This is a genomic window from Phycicoccus mangrovi, from assembly GCF_018729305.1.
Lineage (GTDB): Bacteria > Actinomycetota > Actinomycetes > Actinomycetales > Dermatophilaceae > Phycicoccus > Phycicoccus jejuensis.
In genome coordinates this window covers 68,306-91,264 of sequence record NZ_JAHHWP010000007.1, presented here as the reverse complement: position 1 = coordinate 91,264, position 22,959 = coordinate 68,306, and the positions used below count along the sequence as shown (strand labels likewise).

18 protein-coding genes and 1 riboswitch are annotated in these 22,959 nt (G+C 75.6%); of the genes, 14 read left to right on the top strand and 4 right to left on the bottom strand.

The features are described from left to right. Positions 1 to 51 precede the first annotated feature (51 nt). The 5 genes from KMZ30_RS04590 to KMZ30_RS04570 all read left to right on the top strand — a co-directional run bounded on the left by KMZ30_RS04590 (position 52) and on the right by KMZ30_RS04570 (position 7,833). Positions 52 to 1,419, top strand: coding sequence for a bifunctional o-acetylhomoserine/o-acetylserine sulfhydrylase (locus KMZ30_RS04590; protein WP_215519864.1), 1,368 nt, complete (start codon positions 52 to 54; stop codon positions 1,417 to 1,419). A 72-nt stretch (positions 1,420 to 1,491) separates the two neighbouring features. Beyond that, the gene (locus KMZ30_RS04585; RefSeq protein WP_215511384.1) at positions 1,492 to 1,782 is read left to right on the top strand and encodes a hypothetical protein; all 291 of its coding nucleotides are present in this window, start codon (positions 1,492 to 1,494) and stop codon (positions 1,780 to 1,782) included. Then, on the top strand, positions 1,779 to 2,954 hold the full coding sequence (locus KMZ30_RS04580; RefSeq protein ID WP_215519863.1) for a hypothetical protein: 1,176 nt from the start codon (positions 1,779 to 1,781) through the stop codon (positions 2,952 to 2,954). Before KMZ30_RS04585 ends, KMZ30_RS04580 begins: the two co-directional genes overlap by 4 nt. 21 nt (positions 2,955 to 2,975) lie before the next feature. Beyond that, positions 2,976 to 6,821, top strand: a complete 3,846-nt coding sequence (hrpA, locus tag KMZ30_RS04575) for an ATP-dependent RNA helicase HrpA (protein WP_215511386.1) — start codon at positions 2,976 to 2,978, stop codon at positions 6,819 to 6,821. Positions 6,822 to 6,906: 85 nt separating this feature from the next. Next, the gene (locus KMZ30_RS04570; RefSeq protein ID WP_207021948.1) at positions 6,907 to 7,833 is read left to right on the top strand and encodes a proteasome assembly chaperone family protein; all 927 of its coding nucleotides are present in this window, start codon (positions 6,907 to 6,909) and stop codon (positions 7,831 to 7,833) included. Between the two features lie 18 nt (positions 7,834 to 7,851). On the opposite strand, the gene KMZ30_RS04565 is transcribed toward KMZ30_RS04570, so the two are convergent. Beyond that, positions 7,852 to 9,543 carry a DNA polymerase gene (locus KMZ30_RS04565; RefSeq protein WP_215511387.1) on the bottom strand — a complete coding sequence of 564 codons (1,692 nt, stop codon included), beginning with the start codon at positions 9,541 to 9,543 and terminating at the stop codon, positions 7,852 to 7,854. 139 nt (positions 9,544 to 9,682) lie between these two features. Between KMZ30_RS04565 and KMZ30_RS04560 the strand changes: the two genes are divergently transcribed. The 6 genes from KMZ30_RS04560 to KMZ30_RS04535 all read left to right on the top strand — a co-directional run bounded on the left by KMZ30_RS04560 (position 9,683) and on the right by KMZ30_RS04535 (position 15,618). Next, entirely contained in the window at positions 9,683 to 10,420 is a 738-nt protein-coding gene (locus KMZ30_RS04560) for an EcsC family protein (RefSeq protein ID WP_308279538.1), read from the top strand. A gap of 31 nt (positions 10,421 to 10,451) precedes the next feature. Then, positions 10,452 to 10,823: a YkvA family protein gene (locus tag KMZ30_RS04555; RefSeq protein WP_030528140.1), complete on the top strand. Its 372-nt coding sequence runs from the start codon at positions 10,452 to 10,454 to the stop codon at positions 10,821 to 10,823. A 111-nt stretch (positions 10,824 to 10,934) separates the two neighbouring features. After that, positions 10,935 to 12,059, top strand: a complete 1,125-nt coding sequence (locus tag KMZ30_RS04550; protein ID WP_215511389.1) for a DUF4192 domain-containing protein — start codon at positions 10,935 to 10,937, stop codon at positions 12,057 to 12,059. Between the two features lie 85 nt (positions 12,060 to 12,144). After that, a riboswitch (SAM riboswitch) is annotated at positions 12,145 to 12,256 on the top strand. 16 nt (positions 12,257 to 12,272) lie between these two features. Further along, positions 12,273 to 13,430, top strand: coding sequence for a homoserine O-acetyltransferase MetX (gene metX, locus KMZ30_RS04545; protein ID WP_215511390.1), 1,158 nt, complete (start codon positions 12,273 to 12,275; stop codon positions 13,428 to 13,430). Between the two features lie 29 nt (positions 13,431 to 13,459). Further along, positions 13,460 to 13,849 (top strand): universal stress protein, encoded by a 390-nt coding sequence (locus KMZ30_RS04540; RefSeq protein ID WP_215511391.1) that lies wholly within the window; start codon positions 13,460 to 13,462, stop codon positions 13,847 to 13,849. A 245-nt stretch (positions 13,850 to 14,094) separates the two neighbouring features. Beyond that, entirely contained in the window at positions 14,095 to 15,618 is a 1,524-nt protein-coding gene (locus tag KMZ30_RS04535) for an RNA polymerase sigma factor (protein ID WP_308279539.1), read from the top strand. A 76-nt stretch (positions 15,619 to 15,694) separates the two neighbouring features. Here KMZ30_RS04535 and KMZ30_RS04530 read toward each other — a convergent pair whose 3' ends face one another. From KMZ30_RS04530 to KMZ30_RS04520, 3 genes are read right to left on the bottom strand one after another with little or no spacing between them, the layout of a single operon-like run. Then, a complete protein-coding gene (locus tag KMZ30_RS04530; protein ID WP_215511392.1) occupies positions 15,695 to 18,016 on the bottom strand; it encodes a transglutaminase TgpA family protein in 2,322 nt (773 codons plus the stop codon). Then, positions 18,013 to 19,272 (bottom strand): DUF58 domain-containing protein, encoded by a 1,260-nt coding sequence (locus KMZ30_RS04525; RefSeq protein WP_215511393.1) that lies wholly within the window; start codon positions 19,270 to 19,272, stop codon positions 18,013 to 18,015. Before KMZ30_RS04525 ends, KMZ30_RS04530 begins: the two co-directional genes overlap by 4 nt. Positions 19,273 to 19,275: 3 nt before the next feature. Next, positions 19,276 to 20,280 carry an AAA family ATPase gene (locus tag KMZ30_RS04520; RefSeq protein WP_372447497.1) on the bottom strand — a complete coding sequence of 335 codons (1,005 nt, stop codon included), beginning with the start codon at positions 20,278 to 20,280 and terminating at the stop codon, positions 19,276 to 19,278. A 397-nt stretch (positions 20,281 to 20,677) separates the two neighbouring features. On the opposite strand from KMZ30_RS04520, the gene mraZ reads away from it, so the two are divergent. The 3 genes from mraZ to ftsL all read left to right on the top strand — a co-directional run bounded on the left by mraZ (position 20,678) and on the right by ftsL (position 22,764). Continuing rightward, entirely contained in the window at positions 20,678 to 21,121 is a 444-nt protein-coding gene (gene mraZ / locus KMZ30_RS04515) for a division/cell wall cluster transcriptional repressor MraZ (protein ID WP_215511395.1), read from the top strand. Positions 21,122 to 21,310: 189 nt separating this feature from the next. After that, complete coding sequence (gene rsmH, locus KMZ30_RS04510; protein WP_215511396.1) at positions 21,311 to 22,291, top strand: 16S rRNA (cytosine(1402)-N(4))-methyltransferase RsmH; 981 nt, start codon at positions 21,311 to 21,313, stop codon at positions 22,289 to 22,291. Further along, the gene (gene ftsL / locus KMZ30_RS04505) at positions 22,288 to 22,764 is read left to right on the top strand and encodes a cell division protein FtsL (RefSeq protein WP_215511397.1); all 477 of its coding nucleotides are present in this window, start codon (positions 22,288 to 22,290) and stop codon (positions 22,762 to 22,764) included. Before rsmH ends, ftsL begins: the two co-directional genes overlap by 4 nt. Positions 22,765 to 22,959: the final 195 nt, after the last annotated feature.

Here is a 22,959-nt window from a genome sequence, read left to right as displayed (position 1 = left end):
GCGTGCGCCCGGCCCGCCGGTCGGTCGCACCCACGAGTCAGGAGCGAACCGATGACCGACCCGTCCCAGTGGGGTTTCGAGACCCGCCAGGTGCACGCCGGCCAGCAGCCCGACAGCGCCACCGGCGCCCGGGCCCTGCCGATCTACCAGACGACGTCGTACGTCTTCAACGACACCGCGCACGCCGAGAACCTCTTCGCGCTGCGCGAGTTCGGCAACATCTACACGCGCATCATGAACCCGACACAGGACGCCGTCGAGCAGCGCATCGCCGCGCTCGAGGGCGGGGTCGGGGCCCTGCTCGTGGCGTCCGGGCAGGCCGCCACGACGCTCGGCCTCCTCAACATCGCCGAGGCCGGTGACCACATCGTCTCCAGCGCGGCCCTCTACGGAGGCACGGTCAACCTGCTGAAGTTCACCTTCCGCAAGCTCGGGGTCGACGTCACCTTCGTCGAGGACCACACCGACCCCCAGGCCTGGCGGGACGCGGTGCGCCCGAACACCAAGGCGTTCTTCGGCGAGACCATCGCCAACCCCAAGGCCGAGGTCCTCGACATCGAGGCCGTCGCCGCGGTCGCCCACGAGGTCGGGGTGCCGCTGGTCGTCGACAACACCATCGCGACGCCGTACGTCATCCGACCCCTGGAGTGGGGCGCCGACGTCGTCATCCACTCGGCGACGAAGTACCTCGGCGGGCACGGCACGTCCATCGCCGGCGTCATCGTCGACGGCGGCACCTTCGACTACACGACGGACCCGGAGCGCTTCCCCAACTACAACACCCCGGACGAGAGCTACCACGGGCTGCGCTTCGGCCCCGACCTCGGCGTCGGCAGCCCCTTCGGCGCGAACCTCTCCTACATCCTCAAGGCGCGCGTGCAGCTGCTGCGCGACCTCGGCGCCGCGGTCTCGCCGTTCAACGCCTTCCTCATCGGGCAGGGCATCGAGACCCTCAGCCTGCGCCTCGAGCGGCACCTCGAGAACGCCCGCCGGGTCGCCGAGCACCTGGAGCAGCACCCCCAGGTCGAGTCGGTGCGGTGGGCCTCGCTCGACAGCAGCCCCGGCAAGGCGCTCGCGGACAAGTACGCGCCGCTGGGCGCCGGGGCGGTGCTCGCCTTCGAGATCCGTGGCGGCATCGAGGCCGGGCGCCGCTTCGTCGAGGGCCTGTCGCTGCACAGCCACGTCGCGAACATCGGCGACGTGCGCTCGCTCGCCATCCACCCGGCGTCGACGACGCACAGCCAGGGCGGCGACGAGGACCGGCTGGCCGCCGGGGTCACGCCCGGCCTCGTGCGCCTCGCGGTCGGCATCGAGTCGGTCGCCGACATCCTCGCCGACCTCGACGCGGGCTTCGCCGCGGCGGCCGGTGACGGCTCCGGGGACGCGGCGCCGGAGCTCGTCGCGGCCACGCAGGGCTGAGCGACCCTCCCGCCCGTCGGGGCCTGTGGATAACCCGGCGGGCGGGACGCCGCCCCGGCCTAGCGTCGGGGCATGACGACGTACCGGGTGGACGCGAGGACCGTCCTGCAGGTGGGGGAGCAGCTCGTGGGGCTGGCCGAGGCCCTCACGCTCATGGGCGACCCGGCGGCCGACCGCTGGGCCTTCGGGCCGGGCCGGTCGGGCGCCGCGGCCGAGGAGCTGCTCGGCGCGTGGCGGCACGCGCGGCTGCGGGTGGCCGACGCCCTGACCGTCCTCGGCGAGGCGGCGGGGTCCGCGGGCGGCGCGTACCTCGACACCGAGGCGGGGGTGTCGCGCCGGCTCGGGGGAGGCCCGACGTGGTGACGTCCCTCGGTCCCGTCGAGGGCTCGGCCGCCGGGGTCCGGGCGGTCGCGCGGGCGTGCGAGGTGACCGGCCACCGGCTGGCCGACACGGCGGCGGACCTCGCCCGGCTGCGCGACGGCGCGGTCTGGGACGGCCCGGCCGGGGAGGCGTTCGGCGCGCGCATCACGACGGCGCCGACCGTCCTGGACCGGGCCGCGCACCGCTTCCTCGGCGCGGTGGCGCCGCTGCGCACCTACGCGGCGGTGCTCGAGGACGAGCAGGCGGTCGCCCAGCACGCGGTCACGGCGCACGGTGACGCGTGGGACGCCTACCGGCTGCTCGAGCAGCGCGCCGTCGCCCTCGTCGAGGCGGGTGCCACGGAGGCCGACCCGGTGCTGCTCGGGGTCCGGCGGGCGCAGCAGGACGAGATGGCCACCGTCCTGCGCGCCGAGGCCGCGCACGCAGCGGCCCTCGACCGGCTGCGCGCCGCCGACGCCCGCTGCGCCGCCGTGCTCGGTGCGCTCGCCGACGACGACATCGGCGACTCGGTCCTCTACCGCGGCCTGCGGCAGGCGAGCTCGGTCGGCCACGGGGTCGGGATGCTCGCCGCGCTGCCGACGCGGGTCGCCCCGCCGCTCGCGGCCGCCGGGTTCGTCGGCGAGGGCGTCGGGACCGTCGCCGACGGCGTCCTGCTCGTCGGCTACCGGGAGGGGAGCGTCCGGGAGGTGGGGGTCGCGGCCGGCGCGTGGGCCCTCGGCTTCGCGGGGCAGTCGTTCACCAGGGCGGCGACGGCGCGGACCGTCGTGGGGTCGGACGGCGTGGCCGTGGCCCGGACGCTCGGCACCCGGGAGCGGCTCCTGCTCGGGGCCACCGACGCGGCCCGGACGCGGTTGCGGGACGCCCGGGTCCGGCTCCTGCTGGCGCCTCCCGCCGTCGCCCGCACGGCGCCATCCGCGCCGGTGCCCGCGGGCGGAGCCGCGGCGCGGCTGCGGGCCGCCGGTGTCCGGGCGGTCCGGGCGAGGGTGGCCGCCACGGGACGCGAGCTGCGGCTCGTGCGGGCCGGTGGCGGGCAGACGGTCGGCCTCTACACCGCCGGGGTGAGCCTGCACGCCTCCGGGAAGGCGCTGCCGCACGTCGTCCCGGGGGAGCGGGCACCGCAGCGACAGGGGACGTCCGGTCGGAGCCCGCGGTGAGGGCGACCTATCCTGTCGGGCATGCCCGCCCGCACCGAGACCGCGCTCGAGGCGGTCGCCGCGGCGGAGCTGCACTACCCCGAGCACCTGCCCGTCGTCGCCGCCCGCGAGGAGATCCTCACGGCCCTGCGTGACCACCAGGTCGTCGTCATCGCGGGCGAGACCGGGTCGGGCAAGACGACCCAGCTCCCGAAGATGTGCCTCGAGCTCGGCCGCGGGGCCGGGGGCCGTCAGGTCGGGCACACGCAGCCCCGGCGGATCGCGGCCCGGTCGGTCGCCGAGCGCATCGCCGAGGAGATGGAGGTCGAGCTCGGCGGCACCGTCGGCTACCAGGTCCGCTTCGGCGACCACAGCAGCGACGCGACCCGGGTCAAGGTGATGACCGACGGCATCCTGCTCAGCGAGATGCAGCGCGACCGCGACCTGCGCCGGTACGACACGATCATCATCGACGAGGCGCACGAGCGCAGCCTCAACATCGACTTCATCCTCGGCTACCTCAAGCAGCTGCTGCCGCGGCGCCCCGACCTCAAGGTCGTCGTCACCTCGGCGACGATCGACCCCGAGCGCTTCGCCCGGCACTTCGGCACCGACGAGCGCGGCGAGGTCGTCCGCGAGGTGCCGGTGCTCGAGGTGTCCGGGCGCACCTACCCCGTCGAGGTCCGCTACCGCCCGCTCGTCGAGACGACCCCGGACGGCACGCACGTCGTCGAGGAGCGCGACCAGGTGACCGGGGTCGTGCAGGCCGTCGAGGAGCTGTGGACCGAGGCGCCGCCCGCCCCGGACGCGACCGACATCCTCGTGTTCTTCTCGGGGGAGCGCGAGATCCGCGACGCCGCCGATGCGTTGAACGCCCTGAAGCTGCCGGGCACCGAGGTGCTGCCCCTGTTCGCCCGGCTGTCGTCGGCCGAGCAGCACCGGGTCTTCCGCCGCGGCGGAGGGCGCCGGATCGTCCTCGCCACCAACGTCGCCGAGACCTCGCTCACGGTGCCCGGCATCGGCTACGTCGTCGACACCGGCACCGCCCGCATCTCCCGCTACAGCCAGCGCACCAAGGTGCAGCGGCTGCCGATCGAGCCGGTCAGCCGGGCCAGCGCCGCCCAGCGGGCGGGCCGCTGCGGCCGTGTCGCGCCCGGCGTCTGCATCCGTCTGTACTCCGAGGAGGACTTCGAGGCGCGCGACGAGTTCACCGAGCCCGAGATCCAGCGCACGTCGCTCGCGGCCGTCATCCTCCAGATGACCTCGCTCGGCCTCGGCGACGTCGCGCGCTTCCCCTTCGTCGACCCGCCGGACGCGCGCCAGGTCGCCGACGGCGTGCGCCTGCTCGAGGAGCTCGGGGCGTTCTCCACCGATGAGCGCGGCCCCGGCCGGCACCGCGGGCGGGCCCGCCGGCTCACGGCCACCGGCCGCACTCTCGCCCGGATGCCCCTCGACCCGCGCCTGGCCCGGATGGTCGTCGAGGCCGGCCGGCTCGGCTGCACCCGCGAGGTGCTCGTGCTCGTCGCCGCCCTGTCGATCCAGGACCCGCGCGAGCGGCCGGTGGACAAGGAGGCGCAGGCCGACCAGCAGCACGCGCGCTTCAAGGACGAGCGGTCCGACTTCGCCGCGCTGCTCAACCTCTGGACCTACCTCAAGAAGCAGCAGAAGGACCTCTCGCACAGCGCGTTCCGGCGGATGTGCAAGAACGAGTACCTGCACTACCTGCGCATCCGCGAGTGGCAGGACCTGCACGCCCAGCTGCGGCGCGCGACCCGGCAGGCCCGCATCGACCCCGAGCTCGCGACGGCCGCGAAGGGTGAGGACCCCGACTGGGACACCGTGCACAAGGCGCTCCTCGCCGGCCTGCTGTCGCACGTGGGCGTGCGCGACGAGGTCAAGCGCGAGTACCTCGGCGCCCGCGGAGCCCGGTTCGGCATCAGCCCCGGCTCGACCCTCTTCCGCCGCAAGCCCGAGTACGTCATGGCCGCGGAGCTCGTCGAGACCTCGCGGCTGTGGGCGCGGACCGTCGCCACCATCGACCCCGAGTGGGCCGAGGAGGCCGGCAAGCACGTCGTGACGCGCACGGTCAGCGAGCCGCGCTGGAGCCGCAAGGCCGGCGCCGCCGTCGCGACCGAGCGCGTGACGCTGTTCGGGGTACCGCTCGTCACCGACCGCACCGTCCAGTACGCCCGGATCGACCCCGAGGCCGCGCGCGAGATCTTCGTCCGGTCGGCGTTCGTCGAGGGCGACTGGGAGCCGGTGCACGACTTCTGGAAACGCAACCAGCGCACCCTCGCTCGCGTCGCCGAGCTCGAGGAGCGGGCGCGTCGTCGCGACATCGTCGTCGACGACGAGATCGTCTTCGCCTTCTACGACAGCCGGATCCCGCCGGACGTCGTCACCGAGCGGCACTTCGACCGCTGGTGGCGCGGCGAGCGGCGCCGCCGCCCCGACCTGCTCGACCTCACCGAGGACGTGCTCACCTCCGACGCGGGGGAGTCGGTCTCGGCGAGCGACTACCCGCGCACGTGGCGCCAGGGCGACCTCGCGCTCGACGTCACCTACCAGTTCGCGCCCGGGCAGGCCGCCGACGGCGTGACGGTGCACGTCCCGGTCGCCGTGCTCAACCGGGTCACGGCCGACGGGTTCGACTGGCAGGTGCCCGGGCTGCGCGACGAGCTCGCGGTCGCGCTCGTCCGCTCGCTGCCGAAGGCCACCCGCGTGCACTTCGTCCCGGCGCCCGACCACGCCGCCGCGGCCCTGCGCGAGATGGACCCCGCGCGCGGTTCGATGGTCGAGGAGCTGGCGCGGGTCCTGTTCGAGCGCACCCGCATCCGCGTCGACCCGGCCGAGTTCGACCTCGCCCGCGTGCCCGACCACCTGCGCGTCACCTTCTCGGTCGAGCGCCCCGGCGGTCGCGTCGTCGCCGCCGGCAAGGACCTCGACGCGCTGCGCGAGCAGGCCGGGGGAGCGGTGCGCGAGGGGATGGCCCGCGCCGGCGCGTCGATCGAGCGCTCCGGCCTCACGACGTGGGCCGTCGGCACCATCCCCGAGACCTTCGAGGGGCGCGCCGGGCGGCTCACCGTCGTCGGCTTCCCCGCGCTCGTCGACGAGGGGGCCTCGGTCGGGCTGCGCGTCCTGCCCGATGCCGGGTCCGCGGCGGCGGCGCACCGCGCGGGCGTCCGGCGCCTGCTCCTCCTCAACACGACGGCGCCGTGGAAGCGGGTGCTCGGCCGGCTCGGCAACGCCCAGAAGCTCGCGCTCGCCGACAACCCGCACGGGTCGGTGCCGGCGCTGCTCCAGGACTGCCTCGACGCCGCCGTCGACGACCTCGTCACCGAGCACGTCCGCGGCCCGGTCCGCACCCCCGAGGCGTTCGAGGCGGCGCTCGCGGCCGTCCGGACCCACGCGGCGACCCGGGTGCTGGCCGTCGTCGAGGCGGTCGAGCCGGTGCTCGTCCTCGCCGCGCAGGTGCGGCGCACCCTCGACGCGCTCGCCGCGGGCAGTGCCGCGGCGTCGACCCGTGCGGCCCGCGCCGACGTCCGGGCCCAGCTCGACGGGCTGGTCCGCCCGGGGTTCGTCGCCGCGACCGGGGTCGCCCGCCTCGCCGACCTCCAGCGCTACCTGCGGGCCGCGCAGCACCGTCTCGAGCGTGCGGCCGGCAACGCACGGGAGCCCGTGCTCCAGGAGCAGGTCGACGCGGTCGAGTCCGCCTACGCCGACCTCCTCGAGTCGCTGCCCGCCGCCCGCCGCGCCGCCCCCGAGGTCGCCGACATCGGGTGGATGGTCGAGGAGCTGCGGGTCAGCCTCTTCGCGCAGAGCCTCGGCACGAAGGGCTCGGTCTCCGAGAAGCGCGTGCGCCGGGCCATCGCCGCCGTCGCCGAGTGACCCGGCCGGCGCGGGCGGGGGAATCCGCCGCCCCGGCCGGACGTTCCACCCTGACGACGCACCACCGTGAAAGGCTTCTCCCGTGATGGACCCGTCCGCCCTGTACCGCCTCGAGACCGCTGTCGACGCCCCCCGCCCGGGCGTCCTCCTCGTGCTGCTCGGCGGCTTCGTCGACGCCGGGCAGGTCCAGGAGACCCTCGGCTCGCACCTCCTCGAGACCGGTGACCCCGAGGTCGTCGCCTCGTTCGACGTCGACCAGCTGCTCGACTACCGCGGCCGCCGCCCGATGATGGTCTTCGACACCAGCCGCTGGACGGAGTACGACGACCCGGCGATGCTCCTGCACCGGCTCACCGACCGCGACGGGCAGACGTACTACGTGCTCACCGGGCCGGAGCCCGACTACCAGTGGGAGCGCACCGTCGAGGCCATCCGCGAGCTCATCGCGATGCTCGGCGTCTCCCTCGTCGTCACGACGCACGGCATCCCCATGGGTGTGCCGCACACCCGTCCGGTCGGGATGACGGCGCACGCCACCGACGACGCGCTGATCGGCGAGGCCCGCTCGCCCTTCGGGCGGGTCCAGGTGCCGGCGTCCATCGGTGCCCTCCTCGAGCTGCGCCTCGGCGAGGCCGGCCAGGACGCCCTCGGGTTCGCCGTGCACGTGCCGCACTACCTCGCGACCGCTGAGTGGGCCGAGGGGGCGCTCGCCGCGCTCAACGCGATCACCGACGCGACCGGCCTCAACCTGCCGAACGACGAGCTCGTCGAGCGGGCCCGGGTCAACCAGCAGGCCATCGCGGCCGAGGTCGCGAACAGCGACGAGGCGCGCCAGGTCATCACCGCGCTCGAGCAGCAGTACGACGCGTTTGTCGAGGGCCAGGAGCGCCCGAGCCTGCTCGCGACCGAGACCTCACAGATCCCGTCCGCCGACGAGCTCGGCGCCGAGTTCGAGGACTTCCTGCGCTCGGTGTCGGACGACGAGGACGACCCGCAGGGCCCGACCGCCTGACCCGGTCGGCCGGCGGCCTCAGTCCTTGGCCTCCGACCAGCGCCGCACCACGGAGGTGTCGGCGACGAACCGCACCGGCGCCCCGCCCGACCACCGGCGCGCGGCGTCGGTGAGGGCGTCGTCGACCCGCCGCGACGCCTCGGCCGCCGCCGGCTCGGGCACGTGGAGCAGCAGCTCGTCGTGCAGGCAGAGGACCACGCTCGCCCCGAGGTCGCGCACCGATGCGCGGACCGTGGCCGCCCAGGCCTTGAAGAGCTCGGCGGCCGAGCCCTGGATGACGGCGTTGCGCGCGAAACGGCCCCTCGCCGCGTCCACCTGCGGGTCCGCGCCCGGTGGCCGGCCGGCCACGAACCGCGCGGTGGGGACCAGCCGCCCACCGTACGTGCGCAGCGGGGCAGCCCGGCGCCCGGCGTCGTAGGCGCGGTCGAGCATCCCCATGGCCACCGGGTAGGCCGCCTCGAGGCCCTTGAGCGCCTCGCCGGCCGCGCCGCTGCGCTGCCCGTACATCGCCGCGAGCACCGCGATCTTCGCGACGGCCCGCTCGGAGCCCAGGCGCTGGGCGACGGGGGCGTAGAGGTCGTCGGCCCGGGTGGCCGCCGCGAAGGCGGCGTCGCCGCTGACGACCGCGAGGACCCGGGGCTCGACCTGCCCGAGGTCGGCGCGGACGAGGACGTGCCCCGGGTGGGCCGCGACGCCGGGGCGCAGCGCGGCCGGGAGGTTGTGCAGGCCGTTCTCGGCGGTCATCCGGCCGGCGGCGCCGTCGCAGGCGGTCCACCGGCCGCGCAGCCGGTCGTCGGGCCCGACGTGCGTGTCGAGCCAGCGGTAGCCGTACGTCGTGGCGATGCGCTCGTCGCGCCGCCACGCGAGCAGCGCCTCGACGACCGGATGGACCTCGCTGTAGGCCTCGAGGACCCACTTGCGCGTGCTCGGCACGTCGACCCCGACGGCCGCGAGCATCTCCTTGACGGCCACCGGGTTGCGCAGGTCGGTGCCCTCGCGGCCCGGCACGTGGCGCAGGACGGTGGCGTCGCGGGCCCGGCGCGCCGCGACGCCGTCCGCGTCACCGACCGTGCGGGGACCGGCCGCGTCGGCGACGAGGCCCTCGGTCGTCGCGCGGTCGAGGGGGAGGCCGTCGCGCTCGAGCTCGAGGCAGAGCAGGGCCGCGGCGGACTCCGAGGCCGTCGTCGCGGCCAGCCGGGCCGAGACCGAGGCCATCTGCTCCTGCTGGAGGCGTGCGGTGTCGAGCGCGGCCCGCGCCCACGCGGCGAGGTGGTCGGGCTCCTCGAGCCAGCGCTCGTGGTCGGCGCGCAGGTGGCCGGCCGCGTCGACGAGCACGTCGTCGGGCGGGAGGTCGGCGGCGCCGACGAGGTCGAAGAGGTCACCCCCGGGCGGTGCGGGGACGGAGGCGGCGGACAGCCCGTGGGCGGCGGCCCAGACCAGCGCGGGGGAGGCGTCCCACCCGCCGTGGAGGAGCCGGTGCGCCTCGGCGAGGTCCCAGGCGCGGGCCAGGTGCACGCGGGCCGTGACGACGCCGGTCGCGGCCTCGCGCGCCGACCACCACACCCACCGGGGGTGGTGCTCCGCCTCGAGCCGACCGACGACCTCGGGGACCCGCGCGGCGGGGACCGTGACGACGCGGTCGCGGTGGAGCACGGCGGCGGCGCGGCCCCCGGTGCCCGCCACGAGCACCGCCAACTCGCCCGTCAGCATGGCGCCGAGCGTACGGCCCGACACCGTCACCGATGACGGGGACCGGGACCCCGCTGGTCAGCGGCCTGCGTGGCAGGATGACGGGAGCCGGACACGCGCGGACCCGACGGTCCGCCCCGGGGCACCAGGAGGACCACGCGTGGGACTGCTCGACCGAGGCCGCACCACCAAGGACGCCGTGAGCGACACCCGTTCCGCGCTCGAGCGCGCCAACGACCCGAAGGCCGACGACGGCGTCCTCGGGCGCCAGGCGGTCCGCGTCGTCGACCAGATCCTCGACGTCGGCATCGACGGTCGGGGGCCCTTCGACTCCGCGGCGAAGACCGCCGACGCCGCGCTGCGCTCGGCCGGTGGCGACGTCGAGAAGGCGGTCGACGGCATCGTCCGCTCGCACCTGCGGCTGGCCGGCGCCGAGGGCTTCGTCACCGGCCTCGGGGGCTTCGTCACGCTGCCGATCGCCCTGCCCGCCAACGTCGTCGCGTACTACGCCCTCGCCACGCGGATGACCGCGGCCATCGCCCGGGTGCGTGGCCACGACATCGCGCAGCCGCAGGTGCGGGCCGCGGTGCTGCTCACCCTCGCCGGCGCCGACGCCGACGACCTCCTCGCCAAGGCCGGGGTCGCCGCCCCGGTCGGCGGCTTCGCCAACCTCGCCGCCCAGCGCCTGCCCGGCCCGGCCGCGATGGTCGTCAAGAAGGGCGTGTTCTTCAAGCTCGTCGCGAGCTCGGGCAAGGGCGTGCTCTCGCGCTTCGGCCGCGGCGTCCCGGTCGTCGGCGGCGTCGTCGGCGCGGGGGTCGACGTCGTCCTGCTCCGCCGCCTCGCCAGCGACGCCAAGCGCGAGTTCCCGGCGGTCGCCGGGCGCATCGGCCCGGCCTGACCCGCGACCCCAGCGACCCCAGGAGGAACCCATGGCCAAGGCCCGCACCCTCGCCTACGTCGGCGCCCTCGGGCGCGCCATCCGCCTCGCGACCAAGGACGGCGGCCCCTCGCTCGGCGAGCGCGCCTCCGCCGTCCCGCGGATGGTGACCGCGATCCGCTCCGGCGAGTACACCGGCACCTCGATGGGCAAGCTCGGCCTCGTCGCGGCCGGAGCCGCGTACGTCGTCTCGCCCGTCGACCTGCTGCCCGAGGCGGTCCTCGGCGTGCTCGGCCTCGCCGACGACGCGATGGTCCTGGGCTGGGTCGCGACGACCCTCGTCGAGGAGACCGAGAAGTTCCTCGAGTGGGAGCGCGAGACCGGTCGCGGCCCGCAGACGGTGCCGGGGGACGTCGTCCGCTGACACGGGGTCCGGCGCGTCCCGGTCGTCCACAGGCGCGGCCCGGACGGCGCGTCGTCCACAGATCGCCGCCGCCCCCTGTCGCGGCCGGTCCCGGGGCGGCAGCGTGGCCGCATGAGCGAGACCACGACCGTCCACGGGCCCGACGAGCTGCTCGCCGTCCTGCCCTACCAGCTCGGCTACCACCCGACGCGCAGCGTCGTGGTCGTCGCCCTCGACCGCCGGCGCCGGGTGCACTTCACCGCCCGGGTCGACCTCCCACCCGAGGACCACGTGGTCGAGACGGTCGAGGCCCTCCTGGGTCCGGTGCGGCGTGAGCTCGACGGACCCGTCCTCCTCCTCGGATACGAGGACGAGCCCCACGCGAGCGACCCGCTGCTGCTCGCCCTCCTCGAGGCGCTCGAGTCGCACGGCGCCGAGGTGGCCGACGTCGCGGTGGTCCGTGGGGGACGGCGGTACTCGCCGGTCTGCGAGCGCGTCTGCTGTCCTCCGGAGGGGGTGCCGCTGCCGGACCCGCACGCGGTGCCGGCGGTCGCCGAGCTCGTCGCCCGCGGCCTCGCGCCCCTGGCCGACCGGTCGGCGGTCGACGGCCTCGTCGCCCCGGACGCGGAGCAGGCGTCGGCGGTAGGAGCCTGGCTCCCGCTCCCGGCGCTCGACCGCCGGTCCCGCCGGGGCAGCGCCCGCGTGCGGCGCGAGGCGGTGCGCGCCTGGGCGCTCGTCCTCGCCCGGCCGGAGGCGGTCGGCCGGCGTCGCCACGAGCCCACGCCGGAGGTCCTCGCGCGGGCGGTGGAGGGGCTGCGCGACATCGGCCTGCGCGACGCCCTGATCGCCTGGGTCGCACCGGGGGTGGTCCCCCGCGGGCTGCTCGACGCGGTGGTGGTCGCCCTCCTCGAGCGGCACCTGCCGCGCTGGGCGGGGATGGGCACGTGGGCCCACGTGGACCGCGAGGTCGAGGGCCGCCGCGAGCTGCTCGAGCGCCTGCTGGCCCTGGCCCGCGCGGTCCCCGACGAGCGGCCGGACGACGCCGCGGCGGTGTGCACGACGGCGGCACAGCTGGCCTGGCAGCTCGGCGACGGCGCACTGGCGCGAGCCGCCCTCGAGCGCGCCCTGCGCGTGGAGCCGGGCTACCGGCTCGCGCGGCTGCTCTCCGGGGTCGTCGAGCACGGACTGCGTCCCGAGACCCTGACGCGGGCCGGTGAGGCGGCACCGGGGGCCGGGCGGCTGCGGCGGGCCGGGTGACCGCGCATGGGCGAGGTGGGGGAGCGGTGTTCGGCTGTCGGACGACCACCGGTGTCCGCGGGTGCCTCCCGGTACCATCGGGGCAGGTCATGAGTCCCAGTGCCAAACCCCGGTTTGCTGGGCGGCAACCCTCCTCGCGGTGGGGTGCCCCGGGTGATGACCCGGCCGCGGCGCAGCCCCCGCGGCAAGCGCGAGTGCCGAGGAGTCCCATCGATGACCGCCACCCCGACCCGGTCGACGGGCGCCGTCTGGCGTCCCGGCGACCCCGTCGGCGACCGTCGCTTCGCGTCGGTCGGCGACCTGCCGCTCGAGCGAGGGGGCGTCCTGCCCGGGGTGACCCTCGCCTACGAGACGTGGGGGACCCTCTCCCCGAGCGGTGACAACGCCGTCCTCGTCGAGCACGCGCTGACCGGCGACAGCCACGTGGTCGGTGCGGCGGGGCCGGGGCACCCCACCGAGGGCTGGTGGCCGGGGCTCGTGGGCCCCGGGGCGCCGCTCGACACCGACCGATGGTTCGTCGTGGCCGCCAACGTCGTCGGGGGCTGCCAGGGGAGCACGGGCCCCTCGTCGACGGCACCCGACGGACGGCCGTGGGGCGGACGCTTCCCCTTCGTCACCATCCGCGACCAGGTCGCGGCGGAGGCCGTCCTCGCCGACCACCTGGGGATCGACGCGTGGGCCCTCGTGCTCGGCGGCTCGATGGGCGGGATGAGGGCGCTCGAGTGGGCGACGTCCTTCCCGGCGCGGGTGCGGCGCGCCCTGGTCCTCGCGTCGACCGCGGCCGCGACGGCCGACCAGGTGGCCTGGTGCCAGCCGCAGCTGCTCGCCATCCGGCACGACCCGGACTACCAGGACGGCGACTACTACGACACCGGCCGCGCCCCGCTCACCGGGCTCGGCATCGCCCGGCGGATCGCGCACACGACCTACCGGCACGAGAGCGAGCTCGACGCGCGCTTCGGCCGCCGGCCACGGGCCGGGGAGGACCCGCTCGGCGGCGGTGGGCGCTACGACGTCGAGAGCTACCTCGACCACCACGCGACGAAGCTGGCGCGCCGGTTCGACGCCAACAGCTACCTCGTGCTGTCGGAGGCGATGAACAGCCACGACGTCGGCCGCGGGCGCGGCGGGGTCGCGGCCGCCCTGCGCGCCTTCCCGGGCCTGCTCCACGTCGCCGGGGTCAGCACCGACCGCCTCTACCCGGTGCGCCTCTCGGACGACATCGTGCGGGCCCGGCCCGGCACCCGGTCGAGCACGATCGAGTCCGACCAGGGCCACGACGGGTTCCTCACGGAGGTCGCGCAGGTCGGGGCGCTCATCCGCGCCGTGCTTGCGGCGGAACCCGACGCCCCCTGCGGTACGGTCGACTGACTGACCGCAGCAGCGCCGAGGAGGACATCGTGACGATCGTCGTTGGCTTCGTCCCGACGAAGGAGGGGCGGGCCGCACTGGCTCGCGCGGTCGAGGAGGCGAAGGGGCGGGGGAGCCGACTCGTCGTCATCAACTCCCACCGGGGAGGCCTCGACGACGAGACCGCGCGCTCCGCCGAGGAGGAGCTGCGCCGCGCCACCGACGAGATGACGGCCGCCGGCGCCGACATGGAGGTGCGCCAGCTCGTGCGCGGGAACGAGCCGGCGGAGGACCTCATCGCGGTGGCGAACGAGACCGGAGCGGACCTCATCGTCATCGGCCTGCGGCGGCGCACGCCCGTCGGCAAGCTGATCCTCGGGTCCAACGCCCAGCGCATCCTGCTCGACGCGCCGTGCGCGGTGCTCGCCGTCAAGGGCTGATCCGGCCCGGTTCCGCTGTGCCGCAGGGCCCGCAGGGGCGCTGCGGGGGTGCGTCGTCCCGGCGACCGACCGGGTGGATGTGGGCGTTGGGGCCGAGCAAAGTTATAATGGTAGAGCGCACCGGGCCGGATGGGGTCGAACCGATCAGCCGGAGCGCCACTCCCCGGACCCTCACCACCGCAGCACCGGCTCCTCCGTGTCCCGGTCCAGCGGTTCTCCGCGACGAAAGGTAGTCGGTGTCGCCTGTGTCCTCGAAGCCCTCCGAACCGAGCACCCTCCCCCCCGAGTTCGCCCACGAGGCGCTCCAGAACCTCGTGCGTGCGGGGCGGACCAACGGGTCGGTGAGCGGGACGCAGGTCGCCGAGGCGATGCGCGCCGCCGACGTCACGCCGGCCCGCGGTCGGGTCGTCCTGCGCGCCCTGGGTGACCAGGGCATCGAGGTCCGCCACGACGACACCGCCGGTGTCGCCGCGGCCGCGACCCGCACCGCGAAGAAGACCTCGACGGCGACGACGAAGAAGGCCGCCGCGAAGCCGGCCGCCAAGAAGGCCGCCTCCGACGGCGCGGCGAAGAAGGCCGCCGCCGCCTCGACGACGAAGAAGGCCGCGTCCGCCGCCGCTGCCCCCGCGAAGAAGGCCGCGCCGGCGAAGAAGACGACGGCGAAGAAGGCCGCGGCCGGCGACGCCCCCGCCGAGGACGCTCCCGTCGACCTCGAGGACGAGCTGGCCGCCGAGGACGAGACGAGCGACGAGTCGGGCGAGGCCACGGCCGCCAAGCCGGAGGGCGAGACCGAGGACGCCGGCTTCGTCATGACCAACGACGACGACGACGCCCCGGCGCAGCAGGTCGTCACCGCCGGCGCGACCGCCGACCCGGTCAAGGACTACCTCAAGCAGATCGGCAAGGTCGCCCTCCTCAACGCCGAGCAGGAGGTCGAGCTCGCCAAGCGCATCGAGGCCGGCCTGTTCGCCGAGGAGCAGCTGAACTCCGGCGCGAAGATCGACATGAAGCTCAAGCGCGAGCTCTGGTGGATCGCCCAGGACGGCAAGAAGGCCAAGAACCACCTCCTCGAGGCCAATCTCCGCCTCGTCGTCAGCCTCGCCAAGCGCTACACCGGCCGCGGCATGCTCTTCCTCGACCTCATCCAGGAGGGCAACCTCGGCCTCATCCGTGCGGTCGAGAAGTTCGACTACACCAAGGGCTACAAGTTCTCGACCTACGCGACGTGGTGGATCCGCCAGGCGATCACCCGCGCGATGGCCGACCAGGCCCGCACCATCCGCATCCCGGTGCACATGGTCGAGGTCATCAACAAGCTCGCCCGCGTGCAGCGCCAGATGCTCCAGGACCTCGGGCGCGAGCCCACCCCGGAGGAGCTGGCCAAGGAGCTCGACATGACGCCCGAGAAGGTCGTCGAGGTCCAGAAGTACGGCCGCGAGCCCATCTCGCTGCACACCCCGCTCGGCGAGGACGGCGACAGCGAGTTCGGTGACCTCATCGAGGACTCCGAGGCGGTCGTCCCGGCCGACGCCGTGAGCTTCACGCTGCTCCAGGAGCAGCTGCACAGCGTCCTCGACACCCTCTCCGAGCGCGAGGCCGGTGTCGTCTCGATGCGCTTCGGCCTGACCGACGGCCAGCCGAAGACCCTCGACGAGATCGGCAAGGTCTACGGTGTGACGCGCGAGCGCATCCGCCAGATCGAGTCCAAGACGATGAGCAAGCTGCGCCACCCGAGCCGCAGCCAGGCGCTGCGCGACTACCTCGACTGAGGTCCGCCGCACCACGACGACGGGGCCGCCTCCCACCCGGGAGGCGGCCCCGTCGTCGTGTGCACGGGGTCGAGGATCAGCCGACCGGGGTGCGGTCGTCCTCGCGGTCGAGCGCGGCGTCGTCGTCGCGGCGCCGTCCCGGCAGGCGCAGGGCGTCTGCCCACTGGCGGCGCCCCTCGGCCGGGAGCAGCAGCGCCCGCAGCCGGTCGCCCCGCCGGCGCCGGCCCAACGCCGCGCGCCACACCGTGCGGGCGTCGTCGGCGACGTCGGGCACCGGCGCCCCGGGCCGGGCGTAGCGGGCCCGCTCGAGCGCGTCGACGACCCGGTCGAGCGCCGCGTCCTCCTCGGGGGTGAGGTAGGCGGCGCGCCCCAGCTGCTGCGAGGCCTGGCGCGGCGTCGCGCCGTCGGTCGGCACGAGGCCGACGTCGCCGAGCCGCAGGAGGAGCGAGCGCCACTCCGCCTCGACCCGCTCGGCGTCGTCACGCGCCCGGGCGCGTGCCCGCCGGCGGGACCACCACGCGCCGACCGGCAGCAGCGCGCCGGCCAGGAGGAGGCCGAGGACGACGAGCACGCTGGTCAGGTGCCGGCGCACGAGGTCGAACGGGCCGGTGGACGGCGTGGTCGAGCCCGTGTCCTGCGGGTCCTCGGCCGTGACGTCGCGCGACGGGCCGGCCGACGCGGACGGGGTCGACGACGCGCCGGCCGAGGCCGAGGGGGCCGCCGTGCTCGTCGCGTCCGTCCGGTCGCGGGTCCACGTGGGGGGCAGGCCGCTGCGCACGCCGGGCGTCGGCTCGAACCGCACCCAGCCGAGCTCGGGGAACCACAGCTCGGGCCACGCGTGGGCGTCGTTGACGCGCACGACCCGCTCGCTGCCGTCCGGTGTGCCGGGGAGGAAGCCGACGGCCATCCGGGCCGGGATGCCGCTCTCGCGCGCCATCATGATCATCGCGCTGGAGAACTGCACGCAGTAGCCGCGCTTGGTCTCGAGGAAGCGCACGAGCGGCTCCTCGGCGGCGGCCCCCTGGGCGGTGTCCTCGGCGAGGTCCTCGGAGTAGGTGAAGTCCGGACCCCGCAGGTAGTCCTGGATGCCCGTCGCGACCTCGAGCGGGGTGTCGCCGTCGGCGGTGACGCGGTCGAGCACCTCGCGCACGGCGGACTGCGCCCGCGGGTCGACGACGAGGTCCTCGGGGTTCGGCGCGGCGCCCTCGACCGTCGAGCCGAACTGCTCCGGCTCCGGCGCGAGCTTCGTGTACTCGACGGTGTACTCGCCGACCGGCTGGGTCAGCTCCACGACGCCGCCCGAGGTGACCTGCCAGGTGCCCGGCGCGAACGGCGACCCGACCGGGTTGGCGGGCAGGGCGACCTGCGGGGGAGCGACCGACGAGGAGATGACCTCGATGCGCTCGGTCGTCCGCTTGACGTCCGGCGCTGCCCCGGACCCGGGCAGCTGCCCGTCCGGCGGGACGTACGCCGGGTCGTCGGTGTCGACCCAGCGTCCGCGTCGGTAGGTGTCGAGGAGCCCGACGCGCAGCGGCTCGGGCTCGTCGGCCGAGGTGCGGTAGGTGATGACCGGGTCGGTCGAGCGGTCGGCGAGGTCGCGGGCGATGTCGATGCTCGTCGAGAGCCGGACGGCCCCGCCGTTGCCACGGCCGTCGCCCCGGGCCAGGCCATCGGCGATGAAGGTCGTCGGCAGGTGCGGGACGAGCGCCGGGACGACGACGGCGGCGGCCAGCGCGAGCGCGCCGACGACGCGCCCGGTCGTGGCGAAGGAGGCGCCGGGGTCGGCGTCGCGGTGGCCCTCGGCCGCCAGCCCGCCCCAGGCGCGCAGCGTGCGGACGCCCTGGCGCCCCACGAGCGCCAGCCAGAGGACGGCCGGCGGGAGGAGGTACCAGGCCGCGAGGCCGGAGTAGGTGTTCGTCGCGGCCGCGAGGAAGGCGGCGAGGAGGGGGATGCCCGCGAGCGCCGGGTTGCGGTAGGTGACGGCGATGGCGTCGGTCACCAGGGCGGCGAGGCCGACGAGGAGGCTGACGGCGAGGACGACGCCCCGGTCGGACGGCGCCGGCGCGGAGTACGCGGTGACGGTGCCGTACGCCTGGTCGAGGAGGACGCCGAGGGCGCGGCCGGTCTCGGGGGTGGGGACGAGACCGCCCCACAGGTGCCCCTGGCCGTGCAGCAGCGCCACGGCCTCGGTGAGCACGAGGACCTGCCCGGCGACGACGAGCGGCCGGGCGACGGTGAGCGCCCGCAGGGCCGCGCCGGTCAGCGCGACGAGCAGGACGAGCACGAGGCTCGGCCGCAGCCAGGCGCCCGTGGGGGCGAAGAGGTCGGTGAGCGGCAGGGTGACCGCCAGCGCGGTGAGGGCGACGAGGGCGGTCTCGAGCGGCTTGGCGCGGGTCATCGGGCCCCCGCCAGCGTGCTGGAGACCGTCGCGGACCAGGCCTCGGCCGGACCGGTGCCGGCGTCCGCGGGCGAGGCCAGCCAACCGGAGCCCCGGAGCGTGGCGACCGTCGCCTCGGCCCCCTCGGTGGAGCGCTCGCCACCGGCGGAGCGCCCGAAGCGGGTCGGGTCGACGACGAGGGCCACCCCGGTGGATCCGGGCTGGCGCAGGGCGGCGAGGGTGTGCGCGTCGTCGTCGGTCAGCGGGCCGCCGACGTAGACGACGAGCCCGCCCTGACCGGTCAGGCCGCTCGCCGCGTGCAGCACGGCCCGGGTGTCGTCGTCGGAGCCGAGGCCCACCCGGGCCAGGGCGTCGAGGCCGCCGTCGACCGTGTCGTCGTGGCGCACCCCCGTGTCGTCGCCCGGGTCGGCGGTGAGGAGGTGGACGGCGTGGGCGCCGTCGACGAGGTGGACGAGGACGGACGCGGCGAGCGTGACCGCCCACTCGAGCGACCCCGACCGGCCGGAGCCCCCGTGCCCCGCCGTGCGCGAGTCGACGAGGACGACCGCACGCCGCTTCGCCGGGCGGTCCTCCTGGCGGACCATGAGGTCCCCGGTCCGAGCCGTCGCGGGCCAGTGGATGCGCCGCAGGTCGTCGCCGTCGCGGTACTCGCGGATGGTCTGGTCGTCCTCGCCGTGCAGCGCGACCATGTGGGGGATCGACCCCTCGCTGCCGATGCCCCGGCCGAGCGAGCGCCCGGCCGTCAGCGGCAGCACGCGGGGGAGGACGACGACCTCCGCGTGACCGCTCACCGCGGCGGTGCGCAGGGTCAGCCCGAAGGGGTCCCGCACCCGCACCCGCAGCGGGCCGAGCCGGTGGACGCCCCGGGTGTGCGAGCGGACGCTGTACTGCACCTCCTGGGTCGTGCCGCCGCGCATCGACGCGACGACGAACCGCGGCCGGTCGCCGAGGGCGTAGTCGATGCCCTCCTCGGCCATGAGCACCGGGGTGGGGGAGGGCTCGAGGTTGCGCACGCGCAGCGTGACGACCGAGCGCTGGTCGATGGCCACCCGGCCCGGCTCGACCGAGCGGGTCACCTCCAGGCGCAGCCCGTGGCGGCGGACCAGCACGAGCGAGGCCGCGGTCAGGGCGAGGAGGAGGACGCCGATGCGCGTGACGTCGTGCTGGCCGAGGAGCACGCCCGCCGCGACGAGCACGATCCCGCACCCGAGGAAGGAGGCTCCCCGGGTGGTGAGGGTGCGGCGCAGGAGGTCCACGGGTCAGCGGGTCGGGGCCGGCACGCGCACCCGCTGCAGCAGGTCCGTGAGGACGTCGGCGGTCGTGCGGCGCGCCATCTGCGTCTCGCCCGTGGGGATGAGCCGGTGCGCGAGCACCGGCACCGTGACCTGCTGGACGTCGTCCGGCAGGACGTGGTCGCGGCCCGCGAGGGCGGCGTGGGCGCGCGAGGCGCGCAGCAGGTGGAGCGTGGCCCGCGGGGAGGCCCCGAGGCGCAGCGCGGACGAGGAGCGCGTGGCGCCGACGAGGTCGACGATGTACTGCTTGACGGCGGGGGAGGCGTGCACCCGGCGCACCGCCTCGACCATCTGCTGCACCGTCGCGGCGTCGGTGACCGGCTGGAGGGCGTCGAGCGGTGAGCCGGCGCCGTGCAGGTCGAGCATCTCCAGCTCCGAGCGCGGCGAGGGGTAGCCCATGGAGATCCGGGCCATGAACCGGTCGCGCTGCGCCTCGGGCAGCGGGTAGGTGCCCTCCATCTCGATCGGGTTCTGGGTCGCCATGACGATGAAGGGCCGCGGCAGCGTGTACGTCGTGCCGTCGACGGTGACCTGACCCTCCTCCATCGACTCCAGCAGCGCCGACTGGGTCTTCGGCGAGGCGCGGTTGATCTCGTCGCCGACGACGACGTTCGCGAAGATCGCGCCGGGGCGGAACTCGAAGTCGCGCACGTCCTGGTTGTAGACCGAGACGCCGGTGATGTCGCTCGGCAGCAGGTCGGGGGTGAACTGCACGCGCCGCACGGGGGCGTCGATGCACCGCGCGAGGGTCTTGGCGAGGAGGGTCTTGCCGACCCCGGGGACGTCCTCGACGAGCAGGTGCCCCTCGGCGAGCAGCACGGTGACCGCGGTGCGGACGACGGCCTGCTTGCCCTCGATGACCGAGCTCATCGTGCCGGCCAGGCGGCTGGACACCTGGAGCACCTGGTCGAGGGAGGCGCCCAGGGCGCTCGCGCCCGGGCTCGGCTGGGGGTCGTGCTCGACGTCGCTCACGCCGGTGGTCCTCTCGTCGGCTGCTGCTGAGTGCGTCCAACGACCGAGGGCCGCCGGTGGTGCCCTCATCGTGCAACAGCCCGCGGGCGGGGGCCATGGGTTCGCGCACGCGGGATGCCCCGGCGTCCCGGTCCCCACCACCCTCCACCCCGGTCCCCACCACCCTCCACCGAGAGGTCGCTCTAGGGCGTCGGCGCCCCGCCGACCGACGCCTGACGTCTCCGCGGGACCACGCGTCGAGAAAGTTCCCCACTTCGCTCCACCCGTCATGACCTGCAGTTTCTCGAGAATCAGCCGTTCGGTCGGTCCGAAAACCCCCGCTGGGGGGCTCACAGTGGAGTAAAGTGGAGGAACACGGAGGTAGAGGGAGCCGCCGTCGGGTCGAGGAGGTGCGGACGTGGACGAGTTCCTCGGCACGCACACGCCCAAGCTCGACGAGAAGGGCCGGCTCTTCCTCCCGGCCCGTTTCCGTGGCGCCCTCGCCGACGGCCTCGTCGTGACCCGCGGCCAGGAGGGCTGCCTCTACGTCTTCCCGACGAGCGAGTTCCACCGCATCTCGCAGGAGATGCAGTCGGTCTCCGGGTCGGCCAAGGGCGTGCGCGACTTCATCCGCGTCTTCCGCGCCAGCGCCCACCCCGACACCCCGGACAAGCAGGGGCGCGTCACCGTGCCCGCCGCGCTGCGGGCCTACGCCGGGCTCGACAAGGACTGCACCGTCATCGGCAACGGCTCCCGCCTCGAGGTCTGGGACACCGGCCGCTGGGAGGCCTACCTCGAGGCCGTCATGCCGGCCTACTCCGACTACTCCGCCGGCACCGAGGAGGTCGTCCCGGGCCTGTAGAGACCACGACCCCCGACCGACCCCGACCGACCCCGACCGCAGCACCCACCCGCACGACGACCCGACCGCCGGCCTCCAGCCGACCCGACACCCGACGCGCCTTCCCCCGCGCCGGGCGCGGATCGGATGGGGACCAGCCGCCGGGTCGCCCCGCACCACGACCCGCCACGACACCCGCGAAGGAGTGAGATGACCAGCAGCCGAGGCGACGCCGGCGCCCGCCACGTCCCCGTGCTCCTCGAGCGCTGCGTCGACCTCCTCGAGCCCGCGCTGCAGCGACCGGGCGCGGTCTGCGTCGACGCCACCCTCGGGATGGGCGGGCACACCGAGGCGATCCTCACCCGCTGCCCGCAGGCGCGCGTCGTCGGCCTCGACCGGGACCCCGAGGCCATCGCCCTCGCCACCGAGCGGCTCGCGCCGTTCGGCGAGCGGTTCACCGCCGTGCACGCCGTCTACGACGAGCTCGCCGACGTCCTCGCCGAGCATGCCGACGGCCGCGCCGACGGCATCCTCTTCGACCTCGGGGTCTCCTCCTTCCAGCTCGACGAGGCCGACCGCGGCTTCGCGTACCGGCACGACGCCCCGCTCGACATGCGGATGGACCAGACGCGGGGGATGACGGCCGCCGACGTCCTCAACACCTACGCGCACGGCGACCTCGCGCGCATCCTCAAGACCTACGGCGAGGAGCGCTTCGCCGGCCGCATCGCCTCGGCGATCCTCCGCGAGCGCGAGAAGGAGCCGTTCAACACCTCCGCCCGCCTCGTCGAGGTCCTGCGGACGGCGGTGCCGGCGGCCTCGCAGCGCACCGGCGGGCACCCGGCCAAGCGCACCTTCCAGGCGCTGCGCATCGAGGTCAACGCCGAGCTCGAGGTCTGGGAGCGGGCCGTCCGCGCCGGCATCGACGCCCTGGCACCCGGTGGCCGGATCGTCGTCGAGTCGTACCACTCCCTCGAGGACCGCATCACCAAGCAGGCCTTCGCCGAGGGCGCCCGCAGCCGGACCCCGGCCGGCATGCCCGTCGAGCTGCCCGAGCACGCCGCCTACCTGCGCCTCCTGACCCGCGGTGCCGAGACCCCCTCGGACGCCGAGCTGCAGTCCAACCCCCGATCCGCCTCGGTCCGCCTCCGGGCCGCAGAACGCCTCTCCCCGAACGGAGCCCCCGCATGAGCCAGCTCGCCACGGCCCGCACCCAGGTCCGCCCGGCACCCCGCCGGGCGAGCGCCCCGGCCCCGCGGCGGCTGCGCGTCGTCGCCCCGCCGGTCAGCGCGGGCAGCGGCGCCTTCCTCGCGCTGTGCATCGGGCTCGTCGTCGCGGGGTTCGTCGGCGTGCTCCTGCTCAACACCGCGATGGCCAAGGGCTCGTTCACGATGCGCGACCTGCAGCACCGCTCCGACGCGCTCGCCGACACCCAGGACGACCTGCGCCACGCGCTCGACGCGGTCTCCGGTCCGGGGCCGCTCGCCCGCGAGGCCCGCTCGCTCGGGATGGTGCCCGCCGAGTCGCCGGCCTTCCTGCGCCTCAGCGACGGCAAGGTCGTCGGCGTGGCGCGGAAGGCGACGCAGGACGAGACGTTTAGCGTGGTCACCGAGTCGTCCTCGGGCGCCCGTCCCTCGGCGTCCTCGACCCCCACCAGCCGCTGACGACCCGCGAGGACCCGCCTCTCGTGACTCCGCCGAAGACCCCGCCGCCCGCCGCCCGGCCCCGCCGCGCGCCCGCCCGGCCGGCGAGCCGTCAGGGCTCCCGCCCGGCTCCCCGCCAGGGCGAGCGACCCCGTCCGGCCCGGCGTCCCTCCGGCGTCTCCGGCGGGGGAGGGCGCCGCCCGCCGACCCGCCGCA

Coding starts and splice junctions, on each gene's coding strand:
- KMZ30_RS04555 (WP_030528140.1), top strand. CDS start 10,452: ATGGCCAAGGCCCGCACCCTCGCCTACGTCGGCGCCCTCGGGCGCGCC.
- ftsL (WP_215511397.1), top strand. CDS start 22,288: ATGAGCCAGCTCGCCACGGCCCGCACCCAGGTCCGCCCGGCACCCCGC.
- rsmH (WP_215511396.1), top strand. CDS start 21,311: ATGACCAGCAGCCGAGGCGACGCCGGCGCCCGCCACGTCCCCGTGCTC.
- KMZ30_RS04585 (WP_215511384.1), top strand. CDS start 1,492: ATGACGACGTACCGGGTGGACGCGAGGACCGTCCTGCAGGTGGGGGAG.
- KMZ30_RS04570 (WP_207021948.1), top strand. CDS start 6,907: ATGGACCCGTCCGCCCTGTACCGCCTCGAGACCGCTGTCGACGCCCCC.
- KMZ30_RS04550 (WP_215511389.1), top strand. CDS start 10,935: ATGAGCGAGACCACGACCGTCCACGGGCCCGACGAGCTGCTCGCCGTC.
- KMZ30_RS04530 (WP_215511392.1), bottom strand. CDS start 18,016: ATGACCCGCGCCAAGCCGCTCGAGACCGCCCTCGTCGCCCTCACCGCG.
- metX (WP_215511390.1), top strand. CDS start 12,273: ATGACCGCCACCCCGACCCGGTCGACGGGCGCCGTCTGGCGTCCCGGC.
- KMZ30_RS04590 (WP_215519864.1), top strand. CDS start 52: ATGACCGACCCGTCCCAGTGGGGTTTCGAGACCCGCCAGGTGCACGCC.
- KMZ30_RS04565 (WP_215511387.1), bottom strand. CDS start 9,543: ATGCTGACGGGCGAGTTGGCGGTGCTCGTGGCGGGCACCGGGGGCCGC.
- hrpA (WP_215511386.1), top strand. CDS start 2,976: ATGCCCGCCCGCACCGAGACCGCGCTCGAGGCGGTCGCCGCGGCGGAG.